A 25,103-nucleotide genomic window follows, 5' to 3' on the forward strand; every position below is an offset into this window, starting at 1 on the left:
GCGGGCGACGCGGTGGATGGCACCGGCTGCGCCGGTGTTCGCGGCTAAAGCCGCTCCTACAGCCGCTCCTGCATGGATTGCGTACAGCCATCAGATGTAGATGAACACCAGCACCAACGCCGCAACCACTGCCCACTTCTCCAGGTAGTAGCGCATGCGGTTGCGCTTCTTCAGCGCCTTGCCGCGTTCGCGGATCTTGTAGATGCGGGTGAACAGCCGGTTGATGCCTCCGGTCTTGTCGCTGGCATCATTGGGCGCGGCGGCGGCGGCCATTACATTGCGGCTGAACCAGCGGTTGAACGCGGTTGCCCAGCGGTACTTGAGCGGGCGTTCGACGTCGCAGAACAGGATGATGCGGTTGTGCTCGGTGGTGTTGGCTGCGTAGTGGATGTAGGTTTCATCGAAGACCACGCCCTCGCCATCGCGCCACGAGTACTTCTCGCCGTCCACGTCGATATAGCAACCGTCGTCGTTCGGTGTGTCCAGGCCCAGGTGGTAGCGGTACGAACCGGCATACGGGTCACGGTGGCGCACCAGCTTGGCGCCTGGCGGCAGGGTGGCGAACATGGCCGCCTTGACCGTGCCGATGCCTTGCAGCAACTCGGTGGTGCGTGGGCACAGGGCCATCGCCGATGGGTGGCTTTCGCCGTACCACTTCAGGTAAAAGCGCTTCCAGCCGGTCTTGAAGAACGAGTTGAAACCGACGTCATCGTAGTTCTCGGACTTCTTGATTTCGCCCACGTGCAGCAGCTGGCGGCCTTCCTCGCGGATCTCCTGCCAATGGTCCTGCAGCGGCTTCAGTTCGGGGAAGGCCTCTACCGGCAGGTAAGGCTTGGCCGGGTGCTTGGAAAACAGATACAGAAAGCTGTTGATCGGTGCCAGGAAGCTTGAGTGGTCGCCCAGCTGGCGGGTCAGCTTGTGGCGCACCCGACCGCGCAGGTGAACATAGGCGATCGAGAGGACGAAGAGGAGTACGAGTGCAATTTTCATGGACGTTTACTTGTCGAAAAATGGCCATGCGCCATGGCATAAGCCCCCGAGCATAAACAATCATGGGCGCAGTTTGTACTTATTGTTACGAAACGGCGGGGCGACTTAGGTGTAATACCCTACAGACTTGCGCAAACGATTCACGCCCAGGAGTTCACATGGTTCAGGATCTGCACACCAGCGGTACGCCGTTCAAGCGGTTGTTCTTCGCCTTACCGGTCAGCGATGCCCAGCGCCGCGCTTTGGCCCAGTGGCGGCGCGACCTGAACCTGCGCAACGGCAAACCGGTGCCGGCGGCCAACTTTCATGTGACGTTGCTGTTCCTCGGCGATGTGGATGCTGCCCAGGTGCCAGCAATATGCGCGGCTGTCGACCAACTGGCGCTGCCGGCCACGGCACCGCGGCTGTTGCTCGACCGTTTGCAGGTGTGGCGGCGCGCCAGTGCCCTGGTACTGGAGGCGCGGCAGACACCGCAGCCCCTGTTGCAACTGGTGTACGGCTTGCAGCAGGCGCTGCTGCCGTTGGGAGTGGAAGCGGCCAACCGTGAGTATCGCCCGCACTTGACGCTGTCCAGGGATTACCGTGGCCAGCCGCCAGAAGCCAGCAGCGCGCCGGAGTTTTACCTCGCTGCCCGCCACTTCACGTTGTACGAGTCGCGCAAGGGTGCATATTGGCCGTTGGCACAGTGGCCGCTTTTGCATTGACTCTGACCCTGTGTGGGCTTTAGCCGCGAACACCGGCAAAGCCGGTGCCATCCACCGTGTTGGATTCTTCGCGGGTGAACCCGCTCCCACAGGGCTGCTCCTGCAAAATCGCACGCGGCCTTAAGGGGCTAAACCGGTAAGCTTTGATATGGCAACTCATCCCCCGGGCTGCGCTCGAACTGGCGTTTGTACTCGCGGCTGAACTGCGATGTGCTCTGGTACCCCACCCGGTGCGCGGCCTGGGCCACTCCCAGGCCTTCGCCAATCAGCATCTGTTGCGCCTTCAGCAACCGCAGGCGCTTGAGGTACTGCATCGGCGCCATGTCGGTGCAGCGCTTGAAGTGTTCATGGAAGGTCGAAACGCTCATGTTGGCCCGTGCGGCCAGTGCTTCAACGCTCAGCGGCTCGGTGTAGTGCTCGCGCAGGTGGGCGAGGGCGGCGCCAATGCGAGCGAAATGCCCCTGTTGCTCTACCAACGCTCGCAACACACCGGCCTGCGGGCCGCGCAGTGCGGTATACAGCACCTCACGTACCCGCGCTGGGCCCAGTACCCTGGCGTCCAGCGGGTCCTGCAGGCAGCGCAGCAGCCGCTCCACGCTTTCCCGCATCGGCGCATCCAGCGCCGCCGAGGTCATCGACTGCGGTGTTTGTGCCTGCACTGCAACGTCTGGCGCCAGGTCCATGCTCTGTACCAGTTCACCCAGCACAGCACGGTCGATGTCCACCGCCACGCCGAGCAAGGGCGCTTCAGGGGTGGCGAAGGTTTCGCACATGAACGGCACCGACAACGCCTGCACCAGGTAATGCCCGGCACCGTACTCCAAGGTACGCGGCCCCAGGCGCGCGAGCTTGCTGCCCTGGGCCAGGATCATCAGGCTGGGTTCGTAGATTTGCGGGCTGCTGGCCACATAGTGGTCCCAGCTCAGCACCTGCACCTGGGGTAGGTGCGTGGGCACAAAGCCGGGGCGCGTGGCGAGGCTGCGGATCAGCGCGCAAAGCGGTGCATTGGCGTCGACGTGGCGGGTCAGTTGCATGGTGAACCAGGGGCAGAGAATCAGACAGCTTAATCATCGCAGATTGGAGGTGCGGCGCCAGATGCTGGATGGCATGTTCGGAGAATCAGGCATGCATGCCGGAGGATCAGCCGTGGGCGAGGGGCGCGATGGCGCGCAGAATGCGCCGCCTGAATCGTTTCACTTCCACTACGAGGCCCTGCATGTACACCGCCATTGGTTACGCCGCCCAAACCCCCACCAGCCCCCTGGCCCCCATGACCTTCGAGCGCCGCAGCCCACGTGCGGACGACGTCGCCATCGAGATCCTGTACTGCGGCGTGTGCCACTCCGACATCCATCAGGCGCGCAACGAGTGGGGCATTGCCGTGTACCCACTGATGCCTGGCCACGAGATCATCGGCCGGGTTACGGCGGTGGGCGCCCAGGTAACCGCCCACAAGGTCGGTGACCTGGTTGGCGTCGGCTGCATGGTCGACTCCTGCCGTCACTGCGAGGCCTGTGCCAAGGACCTGGAGCAATACTGCCTGGAAGGCCCGACCATGACCTACGCCACCCCGGACCGGGTTGACGGCAGCAACACCATGGGTGGCTACTCCAGCAGCATCGTGGTCAGCGAGCACTTCGTGGTACGCATCCCGGCCGGCATGGACCTGGCCAGCGCCGCGCCGATCCTGTGCGCCGGTATCACCACCTATTCGCCACTCAAGCACCACGGCGTCGGCCCGGGCCACAAGGTTGGCATTCTCGGCATGGGTGGCCTGGGCCACATGGGTATCAAGCTGGCCAAGGCCCTGGGTGCCGAAGTGACCTTGTTCACCCGTTCGCAGGCCAAGGCCGAAGAAGCCCGCCGCCAGGGTGCCGACCATGTGATCGTGTCCACCGATGCCGAGCAGATGCGCGCAGCAGCCGGGCGTTTCGATTTCCTGCTCGACACCATTCCGGTGCAGCACGACCTCAACCCGTACCTGGAAACGCTGAAGTTCGATGGTGTGCATATTCTGGTCGGCCTGATCGAGCCGATCGACCCGGCGGTGCATGCGGCCAACCTGGTGCTGAAGCGCCGGGTGCTGGCGGGGTCGTTGATTGGTGGTATTGCCGAGACCCAGGAGGTGCTGGACTTCTGTGCCGAGCACGATATCCGTTGCGATATCGAGATGCTCGATATCCGCAATATCAACCAGGCGTATGAGCGGATGATTGCCGGTGATGTGAAGTACCGGTTCGTGATCGACATGGCCACTTTGCAGGGCTGATTGATCGGTTGCCTGTACCGGCCTCTTCGCGGGTAAACCCGCTCCTACAAGGACAGCACAGATTCTGAAATTTGTTGCGTCCCCTGTAGGAGCGGGTTTACCCGCGAAGAGGCCAGATCAGGCAACAAAGATGCTGGACCGGTTACCAGGCCATCGCCCTGTCCCAGCCTTTCCAGAACAACCACCGCCGCACCTCGCCATGTGCCCCGGTCCCGATCTGCCATGCAGGCCGCCCGCTGTCCAGGGCAATCACCGACACTATCCCCGCATGGCTCGCCGCCACCAGCGTACGCCCGTCGGCACTGATATCCATCGCACTGATGGTCGACCCCAGGTAATGCTGCCAATGCTCCGTGCCATCCTCGCCAAACGCGCGCAGGTAGCCATAGGCATCCCCGACGATATACTCGCCAGCACGCGCCACCCCGGCATACACCCGCGCGCCATCCTGTACCAGCGGTGTACGCGGGTCCTGGCTGTAGAAATCGGTATCCAACCCCGGCAAGTCGGCCACCCTTACCGCCAGCGTGGCGCCACTGTAGAAATGGCAGGCATTGAGGATCAGCTGGTCCCCCGCACGGTTGAACAGCGCAAAGTGCGGGTACTCGCTGCCCGGGCCGATTTCTGCCAGCGGCCTGAGCTGGTCGTCCAGCACCCGATGCCGGCTGCCTTGCTCACCCACCACGATCAATTGGCCATCTGGCGACACTGCGCCATGTTCCATGCTCAGCCCCAGGTTGATGTCGTCCGGGTCGGTGCCTTCGGCCAACTCGTCGAGCACCCGAGCCTGGTGCGGCAGCAGGCGGGTTGCGCATTGAGCAGTCAGCAGGAAGATACCCTCGGCACTCACCAGCAGCACCCGCTGGCCATCCGGGAAAGGGATCAGCGTGGTCGGCGTGGGCGGTAGGTCGAACGGCTCGAACGGGTAGCCTGGCGGCAATCCCTCCAACCCGGTCGGCCAGGCCAGGCGCTGCACCTGCGGGCCGCCCCAGCCATCGGTCACGCGCACGCCCTCGGCATTGGCCAGGGCGAAGTAGCGGCGCGCCGGGCAGCGGCCAAAGTGGTCGATGCCGATCACCGGGGTCACTCCGTGGCGGTCGATGCGCACCACCTGGCCTTTATCACATGGCATGCCGATGCGGGCCAGCAGGCTGCCGTCATCCAGCAGCAGGACGTTGCTGATCCCTTGGCCGTGTTCTTCAAGCAAAGGTATCAAGGGTTGATGTGCAGGCGGCCAGGCCTCGCGAAAGGCCTGGCGCTGCTGCTCGTCGACGCCCGGGCGGTTGGCCAGCTGCAAGGCGGTCAGCCAGGCGTCGAGCAGGTGCCCGGTGGCCGGTGCCTGCGGCGCTTCGAGGTCATCCCAGCCTTGCGCACGGCCCTGCGCGACATAGTCGTTGACGGCCTGGGCATAGGTGGTAACCGCCTGCTGCCATTGCTGCTGGGGGTGCTGCTTGTCCATGAGCGGATCGGGCTCCTTGTTGCACACGCGTTTCTTACAAAGCGCGCATGGTACTCCTTCTGCCTGCCTCGCGGTTGTGAGGCCCCGGCTTGACGCGTACCATGCCGGGCATTCCTATCAATAACAAAGCGTGCGTCGACACCCCTGCAAGCGGGTGGCTGGCGTGCGACCTGTTGCCTTGTCTGCGGAGAAGCGGTTTCCACCCATGAACGGACCCACACCCACCCACATGCCGCCCACGGCGGGCAGCGGCAGCTGGCTGAGCGTCATTGCCCTGGCCCTGGCGGCCTTCATCTTCAACACCACCGAGTTCGTCCCGGTGGCGTTGCTTAGCGACATTGGCCGCAGCTTCGACATGAGCACTGCCCAGGTGGGCCTGATGCTGACCATCTACGCCTGGGTGGTGGCGCTGGCCTCGTTGCCGATGATGCTGCTGACCCGCAACATCGAGCGGCGGCGCCTGCTGCTGTTCGTGTTCCTGGTGTTCATTGTCAGCCACTTGCTGTCGTGGTTGTCGCAGAGCTTTGCCATGTTGCTGGTCAGCCGTATCGGCATTGCCCTGGCGCATGCGGTGTTCTGGGCCATCACTGCCTCGCTGGCGGTACGGGTGGCGCCGCCAGGCCAACAGGCCAAGGCGCTGGGCCTGCTGGCCACCGGCACCACCCTGGCCATGGTCCTGGGTATCCCGCTGGGCCGCGTGGTGGGTGAAGCGCTGGGTTGGCGCATCACCTTCCTCTGCATTGCCGGGGTGGCGCTGGCCACCATGCTGTGCCTGATGAAGTCGCTGCCGCTGCTGCCCAGCCAGAACTCCGGTTCGCTGCGCAGCCTGCCGATCCTGTTCAAGCGCCCGGCACTGGTCATTACCTATCTGCTGGTGACGCTGGTGATTACCGCGCAGTTCACCGCCTACAGCTACATCGAACCGTTCGCCCTGCATGTGGCGCAGATTGGCGGTGAGCGCACCACGCTGTTGCTGCTGCTGTTCGGCGGCGCCGGGGTGTTTGGCTCGTTGCTGTTCAGCCGTTACAGCGAGCGCTTCCCGCATGGCTTCCTGGTGGGCTCGATTGGCGTGCTCGCGGCATGCCTGCTGTTGCTGTTGCCGCTGTCGGGCAATTTTTATGTGTTCGCTGTGCTGAGCATGTTCTGGGGTGTGGCGATCCTCAGCTTCAGCCTGGCGTTGCAGTCCAAGACCCTGAAGCTGGCCTCCGATGCCACCGACGTGGCCATGGCGCTGTTCTCGGGTATCTACAACATCGGGATTGGTGGTGGCGCGTTGCTGGGCAGTATCGTCAGCAGCCAGATGGATGTGGCGGATATCGGCCTGGTGGGCGGTAGTGTGGCGGTGGTCGGGTTGTTGTTGGCGGTGGCCAGTACCCGGCGCTTCCGAGAGGCGCTGACGCACTGACCGGTCACTCTTGAGTGGCTGTACCGGCCTCTTCGCGGGTGAACCCGCTCCCACAGGATCTGCATCGTTGCAGAGACAGATGCAGTGCCTGTGGGAGCGGGTTCACCCGCGAAGATGCCGGCAGCAACTGTGGAGGGCTCAAGCCAGAACGGCAGCCCAAGCAGAAACCAGCAAAACAACTGCCAACACCTGGTTGAACACCCGCAACCGCTGCGGCGCCTGCAACCAGCGTGCACTCCCCACCCCCAACACCGCCCACGCCGCCATGCACGGCAGGGCAATCAGCAGGAACACCAGCGCCAGTTGCCACACCGGCAGCGACGGCGCGGCAAACACCCCGACCACCGCCACGGCCATCAGCCACACCTTGGGGTTCACCACCTGCAACGAGGCGGCGCTCAATGCGCTGAAGCCTTGCGCCGAGCCCGCCTGCAGCGGCGCGGCGGCACTGCGCAGCATCTTCCACGCCAGCCAGCTCAGCCACAGCACACCAGCCCAGCTCATCAGTTGTTGGGCCAGTGGGTGTCGCAGCAACAGTTCACCCAGCCCCAGGCCAACCAATAGCACAATCGCCGCCGCCGCGCCGCAGGCCGCCACAATTGGCGCAACACTGGCGCGCAGGCCGAGGCGGGCGCCATGGGCAAGCACCAACAGGTTGGTCGGCCCCGGGCTGATGCTGGACACCAGGGCAAACAGGATGAAGGGCAACAACGACTGCGACATGGTCAAACGCTCCGGAAAATCGAAGCACAATGCTCGCCGCGCGCAGGCTAGCAGTCTGGAAGGTTTGAGCAACGCCTGCGATAGTCGGCCGGGGTCAGCTGATAGGCGCGGCGGAACCAGCGGCCCAGGTGGCTCTGGTCGGCAAAGCCCAAAGCCATGGCCACTTCGGCAGGCGTCTGGCCTTGGGCGAGCAGGCGCCGCGCGCGGGCCAGACGCAGCTGGATCAGGTAGGCGTGCGGTGCAATGCCGAACGCGGCCTTGAACGCGCGGGTGAGACGGAAACGGTCAATGCCGCAAGCCTCGGCCAGGTCTTCCAGGCCAATGTCGCGTTCCAGGTTGGCGTGCAGGTAGTCACGCGCGCGCTGCGCGGTCAGCGGCAGGCGCGGGTCAGGGTTTATGCGCCGGCGCCAATGCAGGTGGCGGGTCAGGCAGGCGAGCAAGTCGTCCATCGCCGTTTGCCGGACAATGCGCAAGTCCTGGTCATGCACGGCGCGGAAGGCGAGGGCAGTAGCCCGCGCCAGGCGCTCGTCGTGGCACAGGGTATCGGCAAAGCTGGGCAGGCTGTCGCCCGGTGCGTGTTCGAACAGCGCCCGCAGTTGCTGGTCGAGCCAGGCGGGCTCCAGGTACAGCGTCGAATAGGTGAAGCCTTCTTCGGTGGGCGCCAGGCCATCGTGGATGTCGCCAGGTTCGAGCAGAAACACCTGCCCAGGCGTACTGCGGTGGCGCACCCGGCGGCAGTTGAACTGCTGCACGCCCTGTTCGGTAACGCCGACCAGGAAGCTGTCGTGCCAGTGCGGGTCGTAGGCATGCCCGACAAAATGCGCACGGACCGACTCGATGCCGGTGTCGGCGTCTTGTTTGAAGTCGATCCAGTTGCTCATGAACGTATGCCGTGGGGTAAATGGCTACCTTAGCGCAACGCCCCGGCTCAGTCTGGAACGATTGTGCAGCCGTTGGTCAGTGCCCGGCTGCGCAGGGCCTCGAAGCGTTCGCGTAGCCACAGGTGCAATTGCGCCACCGCTGGGGTGAGCTGCTTGCGATGCGGGCAGACCAAGGTGACCGGGGTAGGCTCACCGAGGAATTCGGGCAGGACGATCTGCAGTTCACCGGCCGCAATGTTGGCGCTGACATCCAGCCACGATTTATAGACGATGCCTTCGCCTTGAATGGCCAGGCGCCGGATGACATCGGCGTCGTCGCTGACCAGCGGCCCGTGCACCTGCACGGTGTGGTTGCCCACCCGCCACTTGTCGTACACACGGTTGTGCTGCATGTACAGCAGGCAGGCGTGCTGCTGCAGGGCGTCGGGGCTGAGCGGGCGGCCGTGGCGGGCCAGGTAGTCGGGCGAGGCAACCAGCACCCGGCGGTTCCAGTCGGCCAGGGGCAGGGCGATGTAGTTGGCGTCCTGGTTGAGGCCATAGCGGATGGCCACGTCCACCGGGTCGCGGTTGAGGTCGGCGATCTGGTCGGACAGGAAGAAGCGCAGGTGCAGTGCCGGGTGCTGGCGACGGAAAGCGCTCAGCCACGGCAGCAGCATGTTGCGGCCAAGGTCCGAAGGTGCCGACACCTGCAGGGTGCCGCGCAGGGTGCTGGGGTTGCCATGCAGGTCTTCATGGCCCTGGCGCAGGCTTTCCAGCACATTCAGCGCGGTGGGCAGGTAGCGCTCGCCCTCGGCGGTAAGCCGCAGGCTGCGGGTGGTGCGGGCGAACAGGCGCACATCCAGGTCGCGCTCCAGGCGCTTGATCGCGGCGGCCACCTGGCCCGGCAGCAGGCCGGCTTCATGGGCCGCAGCGGTGAAGCTGCCCAACACGCTGCTGCGGGCGAACAGTTCGAGATCGGCGATGCGCAGCATTTTCACTCCAGTGATGAAAGTGTTGCTGCATTGTGCCGGTTTTTCTTTTTTGCAGGAAAGATAAGATGCGCGGCAAATCTACTGTTCATTCCCGGAGTTGTTGCATGGATACCGTCTCGCTGGCCAAGCGCCGCTACACCACCAAAGCCTACGATGCTTCACGCCGTATTCCCCAGGCCACTGTCGATGCCCTGCTGGAACAACTGCGCCACAGCCCGTCTTCGGTCAATTCGCAACCCTGGCACTTCATCGTCGCCGACAGCGCCGAAGGCAAGGCCCGCCTGGCCAAGAGCACCTCGCAGGGTTATGCCTACAACACGCCGAAGATTCTTGATGCCTCGCACGTGATCGTGTTCTGCACCCGTACCGAGATGACCGAGGCACACCTGAACGGCGTACTCGACCAGGAGGCTGCCGACGGGCGTTTCCGTGACGAGCAGGCGCGTGCGGCGCAGAACCAGAGCCGCCGTCACTACGTCGACCTGCACCGCTTTGACCAGAAGGATGTGCAGCACTGGATGGAGAAGCAAACCTACCTGGCATTGGGTACGGCGTTGCTGGGCGCGGCGGCGCATGGGCTGGATGCCACCCCGATCGAGGGCTTTGACAGCAAGCTGCTGGATGCCGAGCTGGGGCTGCGTGAGCGTGGGTTTACCAGCGTGGTGATTCTTAGCCTGGGGTATCGCAGTGAGACTGACTTTAATGCCGGGCTGAACAAGTCGCGGTTGCCGGCTGCGCAGGTGTTCACTTTCCTGTGAGATTGCCGGGGCCGCTTTGCGGCCCATCGCGACACAAGGCCGCTCCCACAGGTCCGCGCCGCCTTCAAAAAACCTGTACCGTCCTGTGGGTGCCGACTGGTTTGCAAATTCCGGCATATGCCGCATACTTGTCGGTAAACGCCGAATGAGGGGCATGCCATGCTTGCCGAAGTGCTTCGCGACAACGGTTACCACGAGTACCGGGCCCGCCTGCAGGCGCTGCTGGAAATCCCGGAACGCGCCAGTGACTTTGAAATCCACACCCGTATCACCCATGGCTTTGCCGCCACCTGGCTGGTGAAACTGACCGAGCGCGGTGTGTTCACGCCGGTGGAGCGCGATCAGATCATTCCCCTGCGCACCCTGAAAACCCGCATCGAGCGTGACCAGCCGCTGACTGTGGAAGAAAGTGATCGGCTGTTCCGCTCGGCCCACATCACCGCCATGGCCGAAGCCGTGTTTGGCGAAGCGGACAAGGCCAAGCGCTGGCTGTCCAAGCCCAAGGAGCGTTTCTCGGGGCTGACCCCGATGCAGATGCTGACCACTCAGCAAGGCACCACCCAAGTCGAAGAGATGTTGTTGCAGATCGCCGAGGGCTTTGGCCTGTGATTCTATGGCGCATCAGCGCTTATGCAGACTTGAGCGGTACCGGCGGCTTGCGTGTCAGCGGCCGCTGGCACCAGGCGGGGCGGCCGGTGGTGTATGCCGCCACCAGCCCATCGGGGGCCATGCTCGAAGTGCTGGTGCATCTGGAGATCGACCCCGAGGATTTCCCCACCACCATGCGCCTGATCCGCATCGAATTGCCCGACACGGTTTCGCAAGCGCAGTTGCCCGCCTTGCAGCCCGGCTGGTCCGCGCAGACCGAGCTTACCCGGGGCCTGGGCAACCGCTTTCTGGATGACTGCTCGGCATTGCTGCTGCCGGTGCCGAGCGCAATCATGCCCAGCACCACCAATTACCTGTTCAACCCACGGCACCCGCAGGCGCAGAGGGCGAAGATCGAGGTCGAGGACTTCACCCCGGACAGCCGCTTGTTCTAGGGCCGGTTTACCACAGCGCTGCCGACGCCGTCGCCAGCACCCGGCCAAACACTTCAAGTGCCTTGTCCACTTCGGCCTCAGTGCTGAAGCGCCCGATGCTCAAGCGCACGCTGTTGCGTGCCTGGTGCTCAGCCAGCCCCAGCGCCAGCAGCACATGCGAGGCAGCATTGCTCGCAGAGTTGCAGGCAGAGGTGGTCGACAGCGCCAGTTCGTTGGCCAGCGCCGCACTGTTGAAGCCTTTGCTGTCGATGCACAGGTTCAAGGTGTGGGGAATACGTTGCTTGGCACAGCCGTTGAGGGTGACCCCAGGCAAGGCCAGCAGGCCATCGCGCAGACGTCCCGCCAGCTGCTCCAGGCGCTGGTGCTCGTTGTCGCCAGGTTGCCCGGCCAAGGCAAAGGCGCTGCCCATGCCCGCGATCTGGTGGGTCGCCAGGGTGCCGGAACGCAGGCCTTGCTCATGACCACCGCCGTGTATCTGCGCACGCATCAGTGTTCGGGCGCGAGGCCCGACATACAATGCGCCGATGCCTTTTGGCCCGTAAACCTTGTGCGCCGAGAATGACATCAGGTCCACGGCCATGGCGTTCAGGTCGATGGCCAGTTTGCCCACGGCCTGCGCCGCATCCACGTGCAACAGGGCACCGTGAGCGCGTACATGTTCGCCAATCGTGGCAGAATCGGTAACGGTGCCCAACTCGTTGTTAACCGCCATTAGCGAGACCAGGCGGGTATCGGCGCGTAACGCCGCCTGTACGGTAGCGGGCTGGATCAGTCCGGTAGCATCCGGCGCCAGGCGGGTAACGGCCCAGCCCTGGCGCTCCAGCTCGGCCACCGTGTCGAGCACGGCCTTGTGCTCCAGCTGGCTGGTGATCAGGTGCCCAGGCTGGCCGATACCGTGGGCGATGCCTTTGAGCGCCAGGTTGTTCGACTCGGTCGCACCCGAGGTCCAGACCAGTGTCTCGGCTTGCGCGCCGACGCGTTCGGCCACTTGCTGGCGGGCTTGCTCGACGGCTTGGCGAGCGGCCTGGCCAAAGGCATGGCCACTTGACGCGGGGTTGCCGAAGTTGGCTTGGCGGCCAAGGCAGGCGAGCATGGTTTCGATGACCCGGTCGTCGACTGGGGTGGTGGCGGCATAATCGAAATAGAGCGGGGCGCTAGGCATTGGGGCGGGTCCATGTCTGTCGCCGTGAAATCGGCGATCGTTGGAGTAAGCGTACCCGCCATCTGCGAGATATTTTTCGCTTCCCAGAGCCTTGTGATCAATTTTTGTGGGAAAAAATTCTCTGTATCTGGCTGATTGCAGGATTTTTTTATTTTTCTGAAAGAGACCATCAACGGCCCCATTGGCAGTGCCTTCAGGCTGGCTCCAGCGCTCGTTCTTCCTCGGCCACCACGCGTTCGCACAATTCTGTGATCTGCTCCCGCATCCAGCGGTTGGCCGGGTCCTGGTCGGTGCTTTCATGCCAGTACAGGTGCGTTTCCAGCGCGGGCACCTCCACCGGCAGTGGGTGGTAACGTAGCTGATGGCGACGGGCGAAGCGCTCGGGAACGGTCATTGCCATGTCGGTCTGCTGCAACACCTGCGAGGCCATCAGGTAATGCTGCGAGCGCAGGGCGACCTTGCGCTGCACGCCCATCTTGCCCAGCGCCAAGTCAACGTAGCCCAGGCCGTTGCGGCGGCTGGAGATATGGATGTGGGTCATGCCCAGGTAACTGTCGAGGGTCAGCTTGCTGTCCGCCAGCGGGTGGCCCTGGCGCAAGGCGCAGACGTAGCGGTCCTGCATCAGCTTGACGTGGCGCACCTGCGGGTCGGTGTTCAGCGGCGCGTCGATGGCAAAGTCCAGGCGGCCGGCGGCGAGTTCCTTGGTGGTCTCGCGGCGCTTGCACAGGAAGCTTTCGATCAGCACGGCGGGCGCCAGGCGGCGCAGGCGCTGGAACAGCGGCGGCAGGATCACCGCCTCGGTCAGGTCGGTCATGCTGATGCGGAAGGTCTTGTTGGCCTGTTGCGGGTTGAAGATGCGGCTTTCCTGCACCGAGGTGCGCAGCAGCGCCAAGGCGTTGCGCACCGGGCCGATGATGTTTTGCGCCATGGGCGTGGGCACCATGCCTTGTGCGGTGCGCACGAACAGCGGGTCGTTGAAGGTTTCGCGCAGCCGCGACAGGGCGTTGGACACCGCCGGCTGGGTAATGCCGACGATCTGCCCGGCGCGGGTCAGGTTGGCTTCGGTGTAGATCGCATCGAACACGATGAACAGGTTGAGGTCGACCTTGCTGAGGTTCATGGGCGCCGCTCTTTGTTGGAATTATTGGTCGATCATATATCGGTTATGAATGTTTATACACGCGGAAAATAGACTAGGTGGATGGGACCATGCTGCTCTAGGCTCTGCCCCATGTACTCCGAACCGTGAAGGTAGCCCCCGATGGATTTCGCCTATTCGCCCAAGGTCCAGGCACTGCGCGAGCGCGTCACAGCGTTCATGGACGCCTATGTCTACCCCGCCGAGGCGGTGTTCGAGCGCCAGGTTGCCGAGGGCGACCGCTGGCAGCCCACCGCAATCATGGAAGAACTCAAGGCCAAGGCCCGGGCCGAAGGGCTGTGGAACCTGTTTCTGCCCGAGTCGGAATACGGCGCCGGCCTGAGCAACCTGGAATATGCCCCGCTGGCAGAAATCATGGGCCGCTCGTTGCTCGGCCCGGAGCCGTTCAACTGCTCGGCACCAGACACCGGCAACATGGAAGTGCTGGTGCGCTACGGCAGCGAAGCGCAGAAGCGCCAGTGGCTGGAGCCGCTGCTGCGCGGCGAGATTCGTTCGGCGTTTGCCATGACCGAGCCGGATGTAGCCTCTTCGGACGCCACCAACATGGCTGCCACCGCCGTGCGTGACGGTGACCAATGGGTGATCAATGGCCGCAAGTGGTGGACCTCTGGCGCCTGCGACCCGCGCTGCAAGGTAATGATCTTCATGGGCCTGTCCGACCCTGAGGGGCCACGCCACCAACAGCACTCGATGGTGCTGGTGCCCACTGATACACCCGGGGTGAAGATCGTCCGGCCGCTGCCGGTGTTTGGTTATGACGATGCGCCGCATGGGCACGCCGAAGTCCTCTTCGAGAACGTGCGGGTGCCATATGAGAACGTGATTCTCGGCGACGGCCGTGGCTTCGAAATCGCTCAGGGGCGGCTGGGCCCGGGGCGTATCCACCACTGCATGCGCTCAGTCGGCATGGCCGAGCGTGCGCTGGAATTGATGTGCAAGCGCTCGGTCGAGCGCACGGCGTTCGGCCGGCCACTGGCGCGCCTGGGCGGCAACGTCGACAAGATCGCCGACTCGCGCATGGAAATCGACATGGCCCGGCTGCTGACGCTGAAGGCGGCGTACATGATGGACACCGTCGGCAACAAGGTGGCGCGCAGCGAAATTGCGCAGATCAAGGTGGTGGCGCCGAATGTGGCGTTGAAGGTGATTGACCGGGCGATCCAGATTCATGGTGGGGCAGGGGTAAGTGGCGACTTCCCGCTGGCCTACATGTACGCCATGCAGCGTACCCTGCGCCTGGCCGACGGGCCGGATGAAGTACACCGGGCGGCGATTGGCAAGTATGAAATAGGCAAGTACGTGCCGGCGGAGATGTTGCGTAGCGGGCGGTAATTTCGTCAGCCTTCAAGGTCCCTTTCGCGGGCTTGCCCGCTCCCACAGGATCACCGCAGCCTGATAGGCTCGTGCAATACCTGTGGGAGCGGGCAAGCCCGCGAAGAGGCCCTTCCAGGTTCACTGCGTCTTCAGGTCCACCACCAGATCCTTTGCAGCCTTCGTCGCCAACACACTCATGAGCCTGCTCATTTCATCCTGCCGCCCTATACCGCCTTCAGCACCCCCCATCATCACACTGGGCACCGGCGCCCGTGCCGCGGCCTCTGCCCAGGCCCGGTTGATCTTCACCAGGGCATCAAGCTTGGTCTGCAGGGCACCATCGGCCTTGAGCGAGGCCTCGCGGGCGTGGGCTTCGGCATCGGCGGTAATCTTTGTCGCTTCTGCATTCACACGTGCCTTGTCGCGCAGTAGCTCGGCCGTTTGCTTGTCGATCTCGGCGCGCCGTTTTTCCCGCTCGGCATTGATCAGCGTGAGCTGTTTCTCTGTTTCGGCCTCGGTAGTACGTTCGATTTGCTGGCGCAGGCTCTCCTGGCGTTTGGCCTCGACATCCTTGGCACCGCGGGCAGAAACCAGCTCTTTCTCCTCTTCTTCCTTCAGCCGGTTCTGCCGCGCCACGGCCAGCTCCGCCAATGCCTGCTGCACACGCACCATGCGTTGCTGGTACTGCGGATTGGGGTCGATATGGGTGACGCGGGCGTCGACAACTTCTACGCCAAACAGGCGGAATTGCTGCTGCTTGCGCAGCTCCTGGCCGTTCTTGTCGAGCTTCTTTTCAATGACGAAACGCGTTGCGCTGTTGTCGCCAAAACTGCCCTGTTCGGTACCGGCCTGCAGAATGGCAGTCTGTGCCGGATAGTTGTCGCGCTGCACGCGGATTTCCTTGCGGCTGGTCAGGTACAGGCCGTTGCGCAGCTGGTTTTCAAACTCGGCACCAAAGTGGCTGCGGTTGCCCGCGTAGTAGTCGTCGGCACTCATCAGCGAGGCTGTTGCCTGTAGCGTCTCTTTTACCGCTGGCAGCAATGCACGCTGCAGGAAGTTTTCGGGGGTGCGGTACTCCTGGGCAATTTTCAGAAAGGCCTCGCCTGAAGGCAGACGAAACTGGGTGCTGAACTCAGCCTTGGCGTCGACGTTGCCGAGAAACACGATGGGCAGGTTTTCCAGCGTGACCGAAGGGTGCCCGCCGCGGGTGTCCTCCGGGTTGTCCATACGCAATGAGGACTGCACGCCGATGGTCCGGCGCCAGGCTGTACTGCGGCCGAACCACTGGGTTGCGTAGCCCACGTCCTCGACCACTTTCTCCTCGCCGAAGATCGTGCGTACGTGGGTCATCTGGCCGGCTTCGTTGTAGAAGAACACGTTGTTGAAAATGGCCGCCAGGGCACCGATAGTGACAATCGGGATTGCAATGGCGGTAACTAACTTGCGGTTGATACGTAGCTTAGGGAATTCGGGAATTGAAAACTTTTGCATGGTGCACTCCTTGTGCGGAAAGCATGCATGCTGACGAAGCGTGCTGAGGGATTGCAATCAGGAAAGTTGAATTCCGAGTGTGGGAAAATTCGCTGGCGGCGGTAAGTAAAATATCTCGGTGATCCCTGAGATGTAAGTTTGGTAATTTTGTAGGAAAGTTCTGAATTTCGACACAAGCCACCTGGGTGCCCCGTGCTGATGCTAGGTTTCTAACTTCAATCATGCACAGGGAGTTTGTATATGCGCGCCAGTCTAGGGGGAAGAGGTCAGGCAGTTGATGGCGATGTCACGACAACGGGTGCTGTCTGTATTGCCACTGGGGCAAGCTATCTCGACGAGGGCCGCATGGTGCTGCGCGAAGGTGACCCCACCACGTCATGCCCGCTTTGTGGGCAGGAAGGCATCGTCGCTGAAGGGGTGGACTTCTTCATTTCCGATGGCCGGCGGGTCGCCACGGATGGTGCGCTGGTGCTCTGTGGCTGTTCGCCGGGCAGCAATCGGGTGGTCGCCCCGTTGAGTGAAGCATTTCCGCCCATGCGCTCTGCTGCAGGGCGTGCGGATACTCATTTTGCCGAACCATCAACCGCTGTTTACCCCGAACGTTTCTCCCAACCTGCTGCAGTTGCGATGCCCGGTACCCTGGAGCCGGGTTTCTATGTGATTCCGCGGCGTATGTCGTTCGCACAAGTGCTGCTGGAGTTGGCCGGGCACGATGCCACGTTGCCAATCTCCCGGCTGCAACGGCTCAACCCGACGTTCGAACAGGGCTTCAAGGCGGGGGAAATCTTCGTTATCGGTGACCCTGACAATGGCGATGCCTGCACCCGCGAGGAAGGCCAGCTGATGGCCGCAGCGCAGCACGCCCGCCGTGCGCTGGCGGTGCTGGATCTCGCCGAAGCGGACTTCATGATGCAGCACCAGGCGGAAATCGCCGGTTTGCTGGGTAACGCCAGCCAGTCCATGGGCGTGGGCACGGACATGCTGAAACAAGGGCTGAATCAGGTCAGTAATACGTTGAGCAGCATTGAGCAACTGCATCAGCGTGAGTTCATGCGCCATGGCCATTTGAACAGCCCAGGGTTCTTCGCCGAGCGGCGAAAGCTGCTGCAGCAGCTGGATGGACAGTTGAAAGTGGCATTGCTTAACAAGCAGCTGAACCTGGGGAACTATGAGCGGTTGAGGAAGAGCTTGAATATTTCGACCAAGAGCCTTGTGCACCACTGGTCGAAGGCCGGCGGGCCGGGGCAGATTCCAGGGTATGCGACGCATCTGGACAAGGTGGCGCGGCTCAGCAAGTTTCTTGAGTACGGTGGCTATGCTGCGATTGGGTTGGGTGGGACTTCTTCGTACCTTAAAGTGCAAGAAGTTTGTCGAGCGGGGGAGACAGAGGCTTGTAAGGCCGTGCGTCTGAAAGAAGCAGGGAGTTTCAGTGGAGGGCTTGTTGGCGGGACGGCAGGAGGCTTCATCGCAGGCTTGGCAGTTCCTGCGGTCTGTGCTGTTTTCACCGTTGGAACAGCAGGTGTGGGAGCTCCAGTGTGTGGTATAGCTCTTGTTGGAGCCGGATCTCTGGCCGGAAGCTTGGCAGGCGGGGATGTAGGAGAGATGCTGGGAGAAAAGATCTATGACTCCATCGCTGATTGATGTGAATAGCTGGCCGCTGAAAATTCAATTGTTTTTTCTGGCTATGCCATTTCTCTTAAGTGCTATTGGCTTGGCAGTTTGCGGTTATGTCGCCTGGTCTCGCGAGTTTGAGATCGTCAATAGTTCCATGCGAAGCAATGCCTACTTGGAAAAGATGAAGCGTTTTTTTGGTTGCACTACCTACCGTGCACGATGGATGGTGGTCTGTGTTGTCTGCGGTTTACTGACTTTTCCTATCTTTCACTCAAGAATAGGTGTTGTTGATGCAGGTGAGTTAAAGGCTTTTCCGTTCAAGTTAAAGCGCAAGCTGGTTTTTTCGAGTTGGCTGATAATAATAGGATCAGTATGGCTAGCGATTGCCTATGCGACGGTGAGACTTTAGAGCCTTGCGTGGTCAGACCCGCATTGCGGGTCTTCCTCTTTTCGTAGGGGCTTATCTTTCCCTGTCGAAGCCTGCTCCGTTGAGTCATCCACTAATGATCAACACCAGCGCCAACGCATACTTGAGTTACTCAAACCCATGGCGTTGAGGGTAGTCTACCAGGCGACCCAGTTGCACGGCGGGGCCGTGGTGAGCGATGACCGCTGGCGTACATGTTCGCCATGCAGCGCACCCTGCGCCTGGCCGAGGGCCCGGATGAAGTGCACCGGGCGGCGATTGGTAAGTATGAGATAGGCAAGTATGTGCCGGTGCAGATGTTGGGTAGCGGGCGGTGACTTCGTCAGCCTGTACCGGCCTCTTCGCGGGTAAACCCGCTCCTACAACGGTCAGCGCAGGTCGTTATAGGAGCGGGTTTACCCGCGAAGAGGCCGGGAAGGCTTACTGCGTTTTCAGGCCCACCACCAACCCTTTGGCACCTTTGGTCGCCCATTCACTCATGAGCCTGCTCAGGTTCGACCATTTTGTAGGAAACAACTGAATTTCGACCCAAACCACTTGAGCCTCTGGTGCCGATGTTAGGTTTCTAACCTCGATTATGCGCAGGGAGTTTGCGTATGCGCGCCAATCTAGGGGGAAAAGGTCAGGCAGTAGATGGCGATGCCTGCACCCGCGAGGAAGGCCAGCTGATGGCCGCGGCGCAGCACGCCCGCCGTGCGCTGACGGTGCTCGATTTCGCCGAAGCGGACTTCATGATGCAGCACCAGGCGGAAATCGCCGGTTTGCTGGGTAACGCCAGCCAGTCCATGGGCGTGGGTACGGACATGCTGAAACAAGGGCTGAATCAGGTCAGTAATACGTTGAGCAGCATTGAGCAACTGCATCAACGTGAGTTCATGCGCCATGGCAATTTGAACAGCCCAGGCTTCTTTGCCGAGAGGCGAAAGCTGCTGCAGCAGCTGGATGGACAGTTGAAAGTGGCATTGCTTAGCAAGCAGCTGAACTTGGGGAGCTATGAGCGGTTGAGGAAGAGCTTGAATATTTCGACCAAGAGCCTTGTGCACCACTGGTCGAAGGCCGGCAGGCCGGGGCAGATTCCGGGGTATGCGACGCATCTGGACAAGGTGGCGCGGCTTAGTAAGTTCCTCGAATATGGAGGGTACGCTGCGATTGGGTTGGGTGGGACTTCTTCGTATCTGAAAGTGCAAGAGGTTTGTCGCGCTGGTGAGACTGAAGATTGTAAAAAGGTCAGACTGACCGAGACGGGAGGTTTTGTAGGTAGTGTTGGGTTGGGAACACTAGCCTCCACTGGGGCTGGCTTAGCCGCTGGTACGATGTGCGCGGCTTTTGCCGTTGGGACTGCGGGAATAGGCGTTTCAGTGTGCGGGATTGTACTGGTCGGCGCTGGAGGGCTCGCTGGTGGACTCGCGGGCGGAAAGATTGGCGAATCGGCTGGTGAGTTTATCTATGAGGCTACGAGTGATTGACATCAACGATTGGCCGATTTTAGCGAGGCTGATATTGGTAATCGGGCCATTCATCATTGGATTGCCTGGTCTGGTGATTTTTACCTGGCTTACACTGAGCAAAGACTATGGTATCGCATGTTCAGCTATTCAGAGCAATCCCTACCTTGAGTCGATGAAGCGAATGTGGGGTGGGCGAAGGTTCAAGTGGCGCTTGATGTTGATTTGTATGGTCGCTGGATTGATAACATTTCCGCAGTTGGCATTGCACAAAGGTACGGTAGAACCTGAGGAATTAAAGCGCTTTCCTCAAAAGTTGAAATTCAAGTTGGCTCTTGCAGCGTGGCTAACTCTGCTTGGCTGTGTTTGGATGATTGTTGCTTATGTCCTTATTTGGCTCTCAGAAGGGAAATAGACTTCTTTTCAGCTCAGACCCGCAATTGCGGGTCTTCCTTATTTTTCCCAGCCTTGCCCTTCCCATTCGAAGCATGTGGCTCTTGGCCCTTTTCGACCACCACCTTCTCCCCCCGCGTCTTGATCAACGAAACCACCACCCCACCCAGCAACAACCCGAACGTCACCCCCAACGACAACAACGCCGGCACCTTGCCGACCATGCCATGGTAGAAAATCTTGCAGCCAATAAAGATCAACACCAGCGCCAGCGCGTACTTGAGGTACACAAACCGGTGCATCAACGCCGACAGCGCAAAGTACAGCGAGCGCAGCCCAAGAATGGCGAAGATGTTGGAGGTGTAGACAATGAACGGGTCCTGGGTAATGGCGAAGATCGCCGGCACGCTGTCGACGGCGAACACCAGGTCGGCCAGTTCGATCAGCACCAGCGCCAGGAACAACGGTGTCGCATAACGCAGCGCCTTGCTGTGCCCAGGCGGGGTCTGGCGGATGAAGAAGTGCGAGCCGTGGATTTGGTCGGTAACCCGCATGTGCCGGCGCACGAACTTGAGGATCGGGTTGTTGGCCAGGTCCGGGTGGCTGTCTTCTTTCGACAGCGCCATCTTCACCCCGGTAAACAGCAGGAAGGCGCCGAAGAGGTACAGCACCCAGGCAAAGTTCTGCACCAGCGCGGCACCAACGCCGATCATGATCGCCCGCAGGAACACCACCCCGAGGATGCCCCAGAACAATACACGGTGCTGGTAGCGGCGGGGGATGGCGAAGTAGCTGAAGATCATCGCCATGACGAACACGTTGTCCATCGACAGCGACTGCTCGACCAGGAAGCCGGTGTAGAACTCCAGCGCCGATTGCGCGCCCAGTTGGTACCAGACCCCGGCACCGAACAGCACGCCGACGCTGAAGTAGCCTGAATACAGCAGCAGGCTTTCGCGCATTTCGATTTCCCGGTCATGGCGGTGCAGCACGCCCAGGTCGAGCACCAGCAAACCGATGACGATTGCCATGAACACCAGCCACAACCAAGCGCTGGTACCGAGGAACGGGGTGGTGAGAAATGCCTGCAGAGCTGTCATGAGCCCCTCCTTGAATGTCGACGTTGCATGGCAACAGTGATCCGACATGGCGGCCTGGCAGCCGTCAGAGGGGCCCGGTATCACATGGGCTTGAGCCTAGACCCGTTTGCCCGTGATGCCGAATGGGGAGCTGTTACATTTCTTTGCCAGGGTCGACCCAGGTCATTTGGCAATGCGGTCACCTGTAGGAGCGGCCTTGTGTCGCGAAAGGGGTGCGAAGCGCCCCCAGGATTTTCGAGTCGCCGCAGAATTGCCGGGGCTGCTTCGCACCCCTTTCGCGACACAAGGCCGCTCCTACACAGGGATGTGCGCAGGTTTGTAGATCAATACACCCACACTTCCACCCGCCGGTTACGCAGCCGCCCTTGCTCCAGCTCATTCCCGGCCACCGGCAATTCATCACCCATCCCGGTCACCTCCAGCACCTCCACACCATCGCGCGCCAGCTCGCGGCGCACCGCCTGGGCGCGCAGGCGCGACAGCAGGGCGGCGCGCCCAGGTGTTTCCTTGGGGTCGCCAAAACCTACCAGCACCACCTTGCTCTGCAACTTGCCGGCCTGACGCAGGTACTCGGCCACCCGCTGCACATCGCGCAGGGCCTTGTTGTCGAGGCTGGCACTGCCTTCCTGGAAGCGGAAGTTCACGCTCAGCCTTTGTGCCTGTTGGGCCAGGGTGCGATAGCGCGGTGGCATGTCGGCCTGGGGCGGGACGGGCTGGGCTTTGATCTGCTGCGAAACGAAACCCTGCTGGGCAACGATCGCCTGGCCTGCCGGGCTCTGGGCGAAATCGGCCAGGGCCTTGGCTTCGGGCTTGGGGTTGGCTGGCAGGTAGAAGTACAGGCGCCGCGACAGCGGGTAGTCCTCGCTGGCCACCAAGGCGCGCTCGGGCAGCATGGCCGGCGCGTCGCCCTCGGCAACTGCCAGCACCTTGGCCCCGTGGACTGCGGCCAGGCTGCTGAAACCGATGGCCTGGCGGTCGGCGCCCACCCGCGCGGCCAGCTCGTCACTGGATTCGAAGCGGCGGGCCTTGATCGACAGATCGGCGTGCTGCGGCTCCAGTACCAGTGCCTTGAAGGTCTCAAAGGTGCCGGAGCGGTCATCACGGGCGTACAGATGAATGGCCCCGCCGGACACACCCAACTGCTCCCAACGCTGGATCTGCCCGGAGAAAATCTGCGCCAGTTGCCCTGTGCTGAGCTGCGGCAGCGGGTTGTCGGGGTGGACGATGACCGCGACGCCATCCAGGCCGATGACTTGTTCGGCGCTGGCGGCGCGCAGGTCGCCCAAGGCCCGAAGTTGGCGCACTTCGCTGTCGTTGATGGGCCGAGACGCGGCGGCCAGGTCGGCCTCGCCACTGCCCAGGGCAACGAAGCCGGTGCTGGAGCCATGGGCGGCGATGTCGACGCGCACGGCTTGCCCATGCGTGTCGCGCGCGGTAATCACGGTCTCGTTGGCCCGCTTGCCGGGTTGCTGTTCGATGGCGGTGGCTTGCTGCGCGCGCAATTGCCCCTGGACCAGTGCTGGCAGCAAGCCCGCGCCGATGGTGTTGGAGCCTTGCGCGCGCAAGTGCGATGGCTCGGCCAGGGTCGCTATTGGTAGCAGGGAGAGCAGCAAGACAAGCAGGCGGGGCATGCCGGGTGGCCCTATGGCATAGAGTTGGCCGGCAGATTACGACAGTGGCGTGATGATAATGTGACAGTCCGTAGGGAGGGCTTTGCCCTCCATTCGCGGCACTAGGCTGCTCCCACAGGCGACCGCGATCCCTTGTAGGAGCGGCCTTGTGTCGCGACAGGGCCGCAAAGCGGCCCCGGCGATCTCAATGTGCTCCGGCGGATTTGCTCAGGTCACTTTCGGCCCACTCGGTATAGATGCAGGCATCAGCCACCGCCCAACGCACCTTTACAGTATCGCCCGGCTGCATCGGCATGCCCGCTGCAGACAGCGCCTTCACCGTCAGCTCGGTGCCGCCCGCGGTCACCACATGGCAAGTCTGGCTCTCACCCAGGAACAGCACTTCACCCACCTTGGCGCTGACCTCGTTCCAGCCCGCCGGCAGCGGCTCGCGTGCGGCCTGTTCGGCCGTCAGGGCCAGGGCCTTTTCCGGGCGCACCATGATCAGCGCATCCTGCGAGGCGGCCAGGCCTGGGGTCAGGCGAATGGCAACTGGCTGGCCCTCGAAGCTGCCCGCGCCATTGCTGTTGGCCTTGATCCGCAGGAAGTTGGAATTGCCCAGGAACGAGGCGACAAAGGCATTCGGCGGGTTCTGGTACAGGTCGTAACCGGTGCCCAGGCCAACGATCTTGCCATGGCTGAAGATGGCGATGCGCTGCGACAGGCGCATGGCTTCTTCCTGGTCGTGGGTCACGTAGACGATGGTGATGCCCAGGCGGCGGTGCAGCTGGCGCAGCTCATCCTGCAGGTCTTCACGCAGCTTCTTGTCCAGCGCGCCGAGCGGTTCGTCCATCAGCAGGATGCGTGGCTCGTATACCAGCGCGCGGGCAATCGCCACGCGCTGCTGCTGGCCACCGGACATCTGCGACGGCTTGCGGTGGGCGAACTTTTCCAGCTGCACCAGTTTGAGCATGGCGTCGACGCGCTTGCTGGTCTCGGCGCCACTCAGTTTGCGAATGGCCAGCGGGAAGGCAATGTTGTCGCGCACGTTCAGGTGCGGGAACAGCGAATAACGCTGGAACACCATGCCGATATCCCGCTTGTGCGGCGGCACATTGACCAGCGACTGGCCATCCACAAGGATCTCGCCGCTGCTCGGTGTTTCGAAGCCGGCCAGCATCGACAGGGTAGTGGACTTGCCCGAGCCGCTGGAGCCGAGGAAGGTCAGGAACTCGCCGTCCTGGATTTCCAGGTCGAGGTTGTCCACGGCGGTGAAGTCGCCGTAGTGCTTGTTCAGGCCGCGCAGGCTGACCAGGGTCTTGCCTGGCGCGTTGTCTTTGATCACTGCACTCATTGTTGTTTTCTCCGCGCGCTCAGGCGTTTTCGGTGCGCCGGCGCATGGCGGCGGCAATGAACATGACAAACAGCGACAGGCCGATCAGCAGGGTCGAGGCCACGGCGATGACCGGGCTGAGGTCCTGGCGCAGGGTGGTCCACATCTTCACCGGCAAGGTCTGCAGGTCGGGGCTGGCCATCATCACGCTCAGCACCACTTCATCCCACGACACCAGGAAGGCGAACAGGCCACCGGCGATCATGCCCGGGCGAATCGCCGGGAAGGTCACCTTGAAGATCGCCTGCAGGCGCGAAGCACCGCAGATTACCGCGGCATCCTCGATCGACTGGTCGAACAGCTTCAGCGAGTTGATGATCGAGATGATGGTGAAGGGCAGGGCGACGATCACGTGGCTGACCACAAAGGCGAACAGCGTGCCGGTGTAGCCCAGCTTGAGGAACAGCGCATACACCGCCACGGCAATGATCACCAGCGGCACGATCATCGGCATGGTGAACAGCCCATACAGCAGCTCGCGGCCCGGGAAGCGGCCACGCACCAGGGCGAACGCGCTGGGCAAGCCCAGCAGCACGGCAGCGATGGTGGTCAGCACGGCCACCTTCAGGCTGGCCAGCGCGGCGTCCATCCACTCCGGGTTGGAGAAGAACTGGCCGTACCATTTGAAGGTCCAGCCCGGCGGCGGAAACACCAGCCACTGCGACGAGCCGAACGACAGCAACACGATGAACACCACCGGCAGCAGCAGGAAGGCCGCGATCACTCCAGTGGTCAGATACAGGCCGGTACGCAGCGGGCGGCCCATGGCATTGGGGGACAGGAGCATGGCGG

At 62.3% G+C, this 25,103-nt stretch carries 23 protein-coding genes and 2 pseudogenes; 12 read left to right on the plus strand and 13 right to left on the minus strand.

Annotated elements, in window-relative coordinates:
• Nucleotides 1-90: 90 nt before the first annotated feature.
• The gene (gene lpxO / locus ACIP1G_RS20770; RefSeq protein ID WP_346646535.1) at nucleotides 91-990 is read right to left on the minus strand and encodes a lipid A hydroxylase LpxO; all 900 of its coding nucleotides are present in this window, start codon (nucleotides 988-990) and stop codon (nucleotides 91-93) included.
• 158 nt (nucleotides 991-1,148) lie between these two features.
• On the opposite strand from lpxO, the gene thpR reads away from it, so the two are divergent.
• Nucleotides 1,149-1,694: an RNA 2',3'-cyclic phosphodiesterase gene (gene thpR, locus ACIP1G_RS20775; RefSeq protein ID WP_400740371.1), complete on the plus strand. Its 546-nt coding sequence runs from the start codon at nucleotides 1,149-1,151 to the stop codon at nucleotides 1,692-1,694.
• Between the two features lie 128 nt (nucleotides 1,695-1,822).
• On the opposite strand, the gene ACIP1G_RS20780 is transcribed toward thpR, so the two are convergent.
• The gene (locus tag ACIP1G_RS20780; RefSeq protein WP_400740373.1) at nucleotides 1,823-2,728 is read right to left on the minus strand and encodes an AraC family transcriptional regulator N-terminal domain-containing protein; all 906 of its coding nucleotides are present in this window, start codon (nucleotides 2,726-2,728) and stop codon (nucleotides 1,823-1,825) included.
• A 182-nt stretch (nucleotides 2,729-2,910) separates the two neighbouring features.
• On the opposite strand from ACIP1G_RS20780, the gene calA reads away from it, so the two are divergent.
• Nucleotides 2,911-3,963, plus strand: coding sequence for a vanillin reductase (calA, locus tag ACIP1G_RS20785; protein ID WP_400740375.1), 1,053 nt, complete (start codon nucleotides 2,911-2,913; stop codon nucleotides 3,961-3,963).
• Between the two features lie 142 nt (nucleotides 3,964-4,105).
• On the opposite strand, the gene ACIP1G_RS20790 is transcribed toward calA, so the two are convergent.
• Nucleotides 4,106-5,422: a hypothetical protein gene (locus tag ACIP1G_RS20790; RefSeq protein WP_400740377.1), complete on the minus strand. Its 1,317-nt coding sequence runs from the start codon at nucleotides 5,420-5,422 to the stop codon at nucleotides 4,106-4,108.
• A 205-nt stretch (nucleotides 5,423-5,627) separates the two neighbouring features.
• Here ACIP1G_RS20790 and ACIP1G_RS20795 point away from each other — a divergent pair, with 205 nt between their 5' ends.
• Nucleotides 5,628-6,827 (plus strand): sugar transporter, encoded by a 1,200-nt coding sequence (locus ACIP1G_RS20795; protein ID WP_400740379.1) that lies wholly within the window; start codon nucleotides 5,628-5,630, stop codon nucleotides 6,825-6,827.
• A 138-nt stretch (nucleotides 6,828-6,965) separates the two neighbouring features.
• Here the strand turns inward: ACIP1G_RS20795 and ACIP1G_RS20800 are convergent, their stop codons facing one another.
• Genes ACIP1G_RS20800 through ACIP1G_RS20810 form a run of 3 tightly spaced genes read right to left on the minus strand, consistent with a single transcriptional unit; the run spans nucleotide 6,966 to nucleotide 9,402 of the window.
• Nucleotides 6,966-7,550 (minus strand): LysE family translocator, encoded by a 585-nt coding sequence (locus ACIP1G_RS20800; RefSeq protein WP_400740381.1) that lies wholly within the window; start codon nucleotides 7,548-7,550, stop codon nucleotides 6,966-6,968.
• Between the two features lie 47 nt (nucleotides 7,551-7,597).
• A complete protein-coding gene (locus ACIP1G_RS20805; protein ID WP_400740382.1) occupies nucleotides 7,598-8,431 on the minus strand; it encodes an AraC family ligand binding domain-containing protein in 834 nt (277 codons plus the stop codon).
• 47 nt (nucleotides 8,432-8,478) lie between these two features.
• Nucleotides 8,479-9,402, minus strand: a complete 924-nt coding sequence (locus ACIP1G_RS20810; protein ID WP_400740384.1) for a LysR family transcriptional regulator — start codon at nucleotides 9,400-9,402, stop codon at nucleotides 8,479-8,481.
• A gap of 104 nt (nucleotides 9,403-9,506) precedes the next feature.
• Here ACIP1G_RS20810 and nfsB point away from each other — a divergent pair, with 104 nt between their 5' ends.
• The 3 genes from nfsB to ACIP1G_RS20825 all read left to right on the plus strand — a co-directional run bounded on the left by nfsB (nucleotide 9,507) and on the right by ACIP1G_RS20825 (nucleotide 11,203).
• Nucleotides 9,507-10,160: an oxygen-insensitive NAD(P)H nitroreductase gene (gene nfsB / locus ACIP1G_RS20815; protein WP_400740386.1), complete on the plus strand. Its 654-nt coding sequence runs from the start codon at nucleotides 9,507-9,509 to the stop codon at nucleotides 10,158-10,160.
• 159 nt (nucleotides 10,161-10,319) lie between these two features.
• The gene (locus ACIP1G_RS20820; RefSeq protein WP_400740388.1) at nucleotides 10,320-10,769 is read left to right on the plus strand and encodes an antitoxin Xre/MbcA/ParS toxin-binding domain-containing protein; all 450 of its coding nucleotides are present in this window, start codon (nucleotides 10,320-10,322) and stop codon (nucleotides 10,767-10,769) included.
• Entirely contained in the window at nucleotides 10,766-11,203 is a 438-nt protein-coding gene (locus ACIP1G_RS20825; RefSeq protein ID WP_400740390.1) for an RES family NAD+ phosphorylase, read from the plus strand. The genes ACIP1G_RS20820 and ACIP1G_RS20825 overlap by 4 nt, the downstream gene beginning before the upstream one ends.
• Nucleotides 11,204-11,210: 7 nt before the next feature.
• Here the strand turns inward: ACIP1G_RS20825 and ACIP1G_RS20830 are convergent, their stop codons facing one another.
• Together ACIP1G_RS20830 and ACIP1G_RS20835 are read right to left on the minus strand one after the other, a co-directional pair.
• The gene (locus tag ACIP1G_RS20830) at nucleotides 11,211-12,365 is read right to left on the minus strand and encodes a cysteine desulfurase family protein (RefSeq protein WP_400740392.1); all 1,155 of its coding nucleotides are present in this window, start codon (nucleotides 12,363-12,365) and stop codon (nucleotides 11,211-11,213) included.
• Nucleotides 12,366-12,558: 193 nt separating this feature from the next.
• Nucleotides 12,559-13,485, minus strand: coding sequence for a LysR family transcriptional regulator (locus tag ACIP1G_RS20835; RefSeq protein ID WP_060497224.1), 927 nt, complete (start codon nucleotides 13,483-13,485; stop codon nucleotides 12,559-12,561).
• Between the two features lie 141 nt (nucleotides 13,486-13,626).
• On the opposite strand from ACIP1G_RS20835, the gene ACIP1G_RS20840 reads away from it, so the two are divergent.
• Nucleotides 13,627-14,856, plus strand: a complete 1,230-nt coding sequence (locus ACIP1G_RS20840) for an acyl-CoA dehydrogenase (protein ID WP_400740394.1) — start codon at nucleotides 13,627-13,629, stop codon at nucleotides 14,854-14,856.
• A gap of 120 nt (nucleotides 14,857-14,976) precedes the next feature.
• Here ACIP1G_RS20840 and ACIP1G_RS20845 read toward each other — a convergent pair whose 3' ends face one another.
• A complete protein-coding gene (locus ACIP1G_RS20845) occupies nucleotides 14,977-16,329 on the minus strand; it encodes an SPFH domain-containing protein (protein ID WP_400740396.1) in 1,353 nt (450 codons plus the stop codon).
• A 240-nt stretch (nucleotides 16,330-16,569) separates the two neighbouring features.
• On the opposite strand from ACIP1G_RS20845, the gene ACIP1G_RS20850 reads away from it, so the two are divergent.
• The 5 genes and pseudogenes from ACIP1G_RS20850 to ACIP1G_RS20870 all read left to right on the plus strand — a co-directional run bounded on the left by ACIP1G_RS20850 (nucleotide 16,570) and on the right by ACIP1G_RS20870 (nucleotide 20,230).
• Nucleotides 16,570-17,970: a PAAR domain-containing protein gene (locus ACIP1G_RS20850; RefSeq protein WP_400740398.1), complete on the plus strand. Its 1,401-nt coding sequence runs from the start codon at nucleotides 16,570-16,572 to the stop codon at nucleotides 17,968-17,970.
• A complete protein-coding gene (locus ACIP1G_RS20855; RefSeq protein WP_400740400.1) occupies nucleotides 17,951-18,352 on the plus strand; it encodes a hypothetical protein in 402 nt (133 codons plus the stop codon). The genes ACIP1G_RS20850 and ACIP1G_RS20855 overlap by 20 nt, the downstream gene beginning before the upstream one ends.
• Nucleotides 18,353-18,514: 162 nt before the next feature.
• Nucleotides 18,515-18,687: pseudogene (locus ACIP1G_RS20860) on the plus strand (acyl-CoA dehydrogenase); the annotation flags it as partial.
• 318 nt (nucleotides 18,688-19,005) lie between these two features.
• Nucleotides 19,006-19,836, plus strand: a pseudogene (locus ACIP1G_RS20865) (PAAR domain-containing protein); the annotation flags it as partial.
• The gene (locus tag ACIP1G_RS20870) at nucleotides 19,829-20,230 is read left to right on the plus strand and encodes a hypothetical protein (RefSeq protein WP_400740402.1); all 402 of its coding nucleotides are present in this window, start codon (nucleotides 19,829-19,831) and stop codon (nucleotides 20,228-20,230) included. The pseudogene ACIP1G_RS20865 and the gene ACIP1G_RS20870, both read left to right, overlap by 8 nt.
• 13 nt (nucleotides 20,231-20,243) lie before the next feature.
• Here ACIP1G_RS20870 and ACIP1G_RS20875 read toward each other — a convergent pair whose 3' ends face one another.
• From ACIP1G_RS20875 to ACIP1G_RS20890, 4 genes are all read right to left on the minus strand, one after another.
• Nucleotides 20,244-21,308 carry a TerC family protein gene (locus tag ACIP1G_RS20875; RefSeq protein WP_400740404.1) on the minus strand — a complete coding sequence of 355 codons (1,065 nt, stop codon included), beginning with the start codon at nucleotides 21,306-21,308 and terminating at the stop codon, nucleotides 20,244-20,246.
• Between the two features lie 323 nt (nucleotides 21,309-21,631).
• Entirely contained in the window at nucleotides 21,632-22,939 is a 1,308-nt protein-coding gene (locus tag ACIP1G_RS20880) for a substrate-binding domain-containing protein (RefSeq protein WP_400740406.1), read from the minus strand.
• A gap of 184 nt (nucleotides 22,940-23,123) precedes the next feature.
• Complete coding sequence (locus tag ACIP1G_RS20885) at nucleotides 23,124-24,272, minus strand: ABC transporter ATP-binding protein (protein WP_400740408.1); 1,149 nt, start codon at nucleotides 24,270-24,272, stop codon at nucleotides 23,124-23,126.
• A gap of 19 nt (nucleotides 24,273-24,291) precedes the next feature.
• Nucleotides 24,292-25,098 (minus strand): ABC transporter permease, encoded by an 807-nt coding sequence (locus ACIP1G_RS20890; RefSeq protein ID WP_400740409.1) that lies wholly within the window; start codon nucleotides 25,096-25,098, stop codon nucleotides 24,292-24,294.
• Between the last annotated feature and the right edge of the window lie 5 nt (nucleotides 25,099-25,103).

Origin of the sequence: Pseudomonas sp. NPDC089392, assembly GCF_044749595.1 — a bacterium.
In the GTDB taxonomy this organism is placed as follows: Bacteria; Pseudomonadota; Gammaproteobacteria; order Pseudomonadales; family Pseudomonadaceae; genus Aquipseudomonas.

Excerpts from the sequence above, each read along its gene's own strand:
- lpxO (WP_346646535.1), bottom strand. The coding sequence starts at position 990 with ATGAAAATTGCACTCGTACTCCTCTTCGTCCTCTCGATCGCCTATGTT.
- thpR (WP_400740371.1), top strand. The coding sequence starts at position 1,149 with ATGGTTCAGGATCTGCACACCAGCGGTACGCCGTTCAAGCGGTTGTTC.
- ACIP1G_RS20780 (WP_400740373.1), bottom strand. The coding sequence starts at position 2,728 with ATGCAACTGACCCGCCACGTCGACGCCAATGCACCGCTTTGCGCGCTG.
- calA (WP_400740375.1), top strand. The coding sequence starts at position 2,911 with ATGTACACCGCCATTGGTTACGCCGCCCAAACCCCCACCAGCCCCCTG.
- ACIP1G_RS20790 (WP_400740377.1), bottom strand. The coding sequence starts at position 5,422 with ATGGACAAGCAGCACCCCCAGCAGCAATGGCAGCAGGCGGTTACCACC.
- ACIP1G_RS20795 (WP_400740379.1), top strand. The coding sequence starts at position 5,628 with ATGAACGGACCCACACCCACCCACATGCCGCCCACGGCGGGCAGCGGC.
- ACIP1G_RS20800 (WP_400740381.1), bottom strand. The coding sequence starts at position 7,550 with ATGTCGCAGTCGTTGTTGCCCTTCATCCTGTTTGCCCTGGTGTCCAGC.
- ACIP1G_RS20805 (WP_400740382.1), bottom strand. The coding sequence starts at position 8,431 with ATGAGCAACTGGATCGACTTCAAACAAGACGCCGACACCGGCATCGAG.
- ACIP1G_RS20810 (WP_400740384.1), bottom strand. The coding sequence starts at position 9,402 with ATGCTGCGCATCGCCGATCTCGAACTGTTCGCCCGCAGCAGCGTGTTG.
- nfsB (WP_400740386.1), top strand. The coding sequence starts at position 9,507 with ATGGATACCGTCTCGCTGGCCAAGCGCCGCTACACCACCAAAGCCTAC.
- ACIP1G_RS20820 (WP_400740388.1), top strand. The coding sequence starts at position 10,320 with ATGCTTGCCGAAGTGCTTCGCGACAACGGTTACCACGAGTACCGGGCC.
- ACIP1G_RS20830 (WP_400740392.1), bottom strand. The coding sequence starts at position 12,365 with ATGCCTAGCGCCCCGCTCTATTTCGATTATGCCGCCACCACCCCAGTC.
- ACIP1G_RS20835 (WP_060497224.1), bottom strand. The coding sequence starts at position 13,485 with ATGAACCTCAGCAAGGTCGACCTCAACCTGTTCATCGTGTTCGATGCG.
- ACIP1G_RS20840 (WP_400740394.1), top strand. The coding sequence starts at position 13,627 with ATGGATTTCGCCTATTCGCCCAAGGTCCAGGCACTGCGCGAGCGCGTC.
- ACIP1G_RS20845 (WP_400740396.1), bottom strand. The coding sequence starts at position 16,329 with ATGCAAAAGTTTTCAATTCCCGAATTCCCTAAGCTACGTATCAACCGC.
- ACIP1G_RS20850 (WP_400740398.1), top strand. The coding sequence starts at position 16,570 with ATGCGCGCCAGTCTAGGGGGAAGAGGTCAGGCAGTTGATGGCGATGTC.
- ACIP1G_RS20855 (WP_400740400.1), top strand. The coding sequence starts at position 17,951 with ATGACTCCATCGCTGATTGATGTGAATAGCTGGCCGCTGAAAATTCAA.
- ACIP1G_RS20875 (WP_400740404.1), bottom strand. The coding sequence starts at position 21,308 with ATGACAGCTCTGCAGGCATTTCTCACCACCCCGTTCCTCGGTACCAGC.
- ACIP1G_RS20880 (WP_400740406.1), bottom strand. The coding sequence starts at position 22,939 with ATGCCCCGCCTGCTTGTCTTGCTGCTCTCCCTGCTACCAATAGCGACC.
- ACIP1G_RS20885 (WP_400740408.1), bottom strand. The coding sequence starts at position 24,272 with ATGAGTGCAGTGATCAAAGACAACGCGCCAGGCAAGACCCTGGTCAGC.
- ACIP1G_RS20890 (WP_400740409.1), bottom strand. The coding sequence starts at position 25,098 with ATGCTCCTGTCCCCCAATGCCATGGGCCGCCCGCTGCGTACCGGCCTG.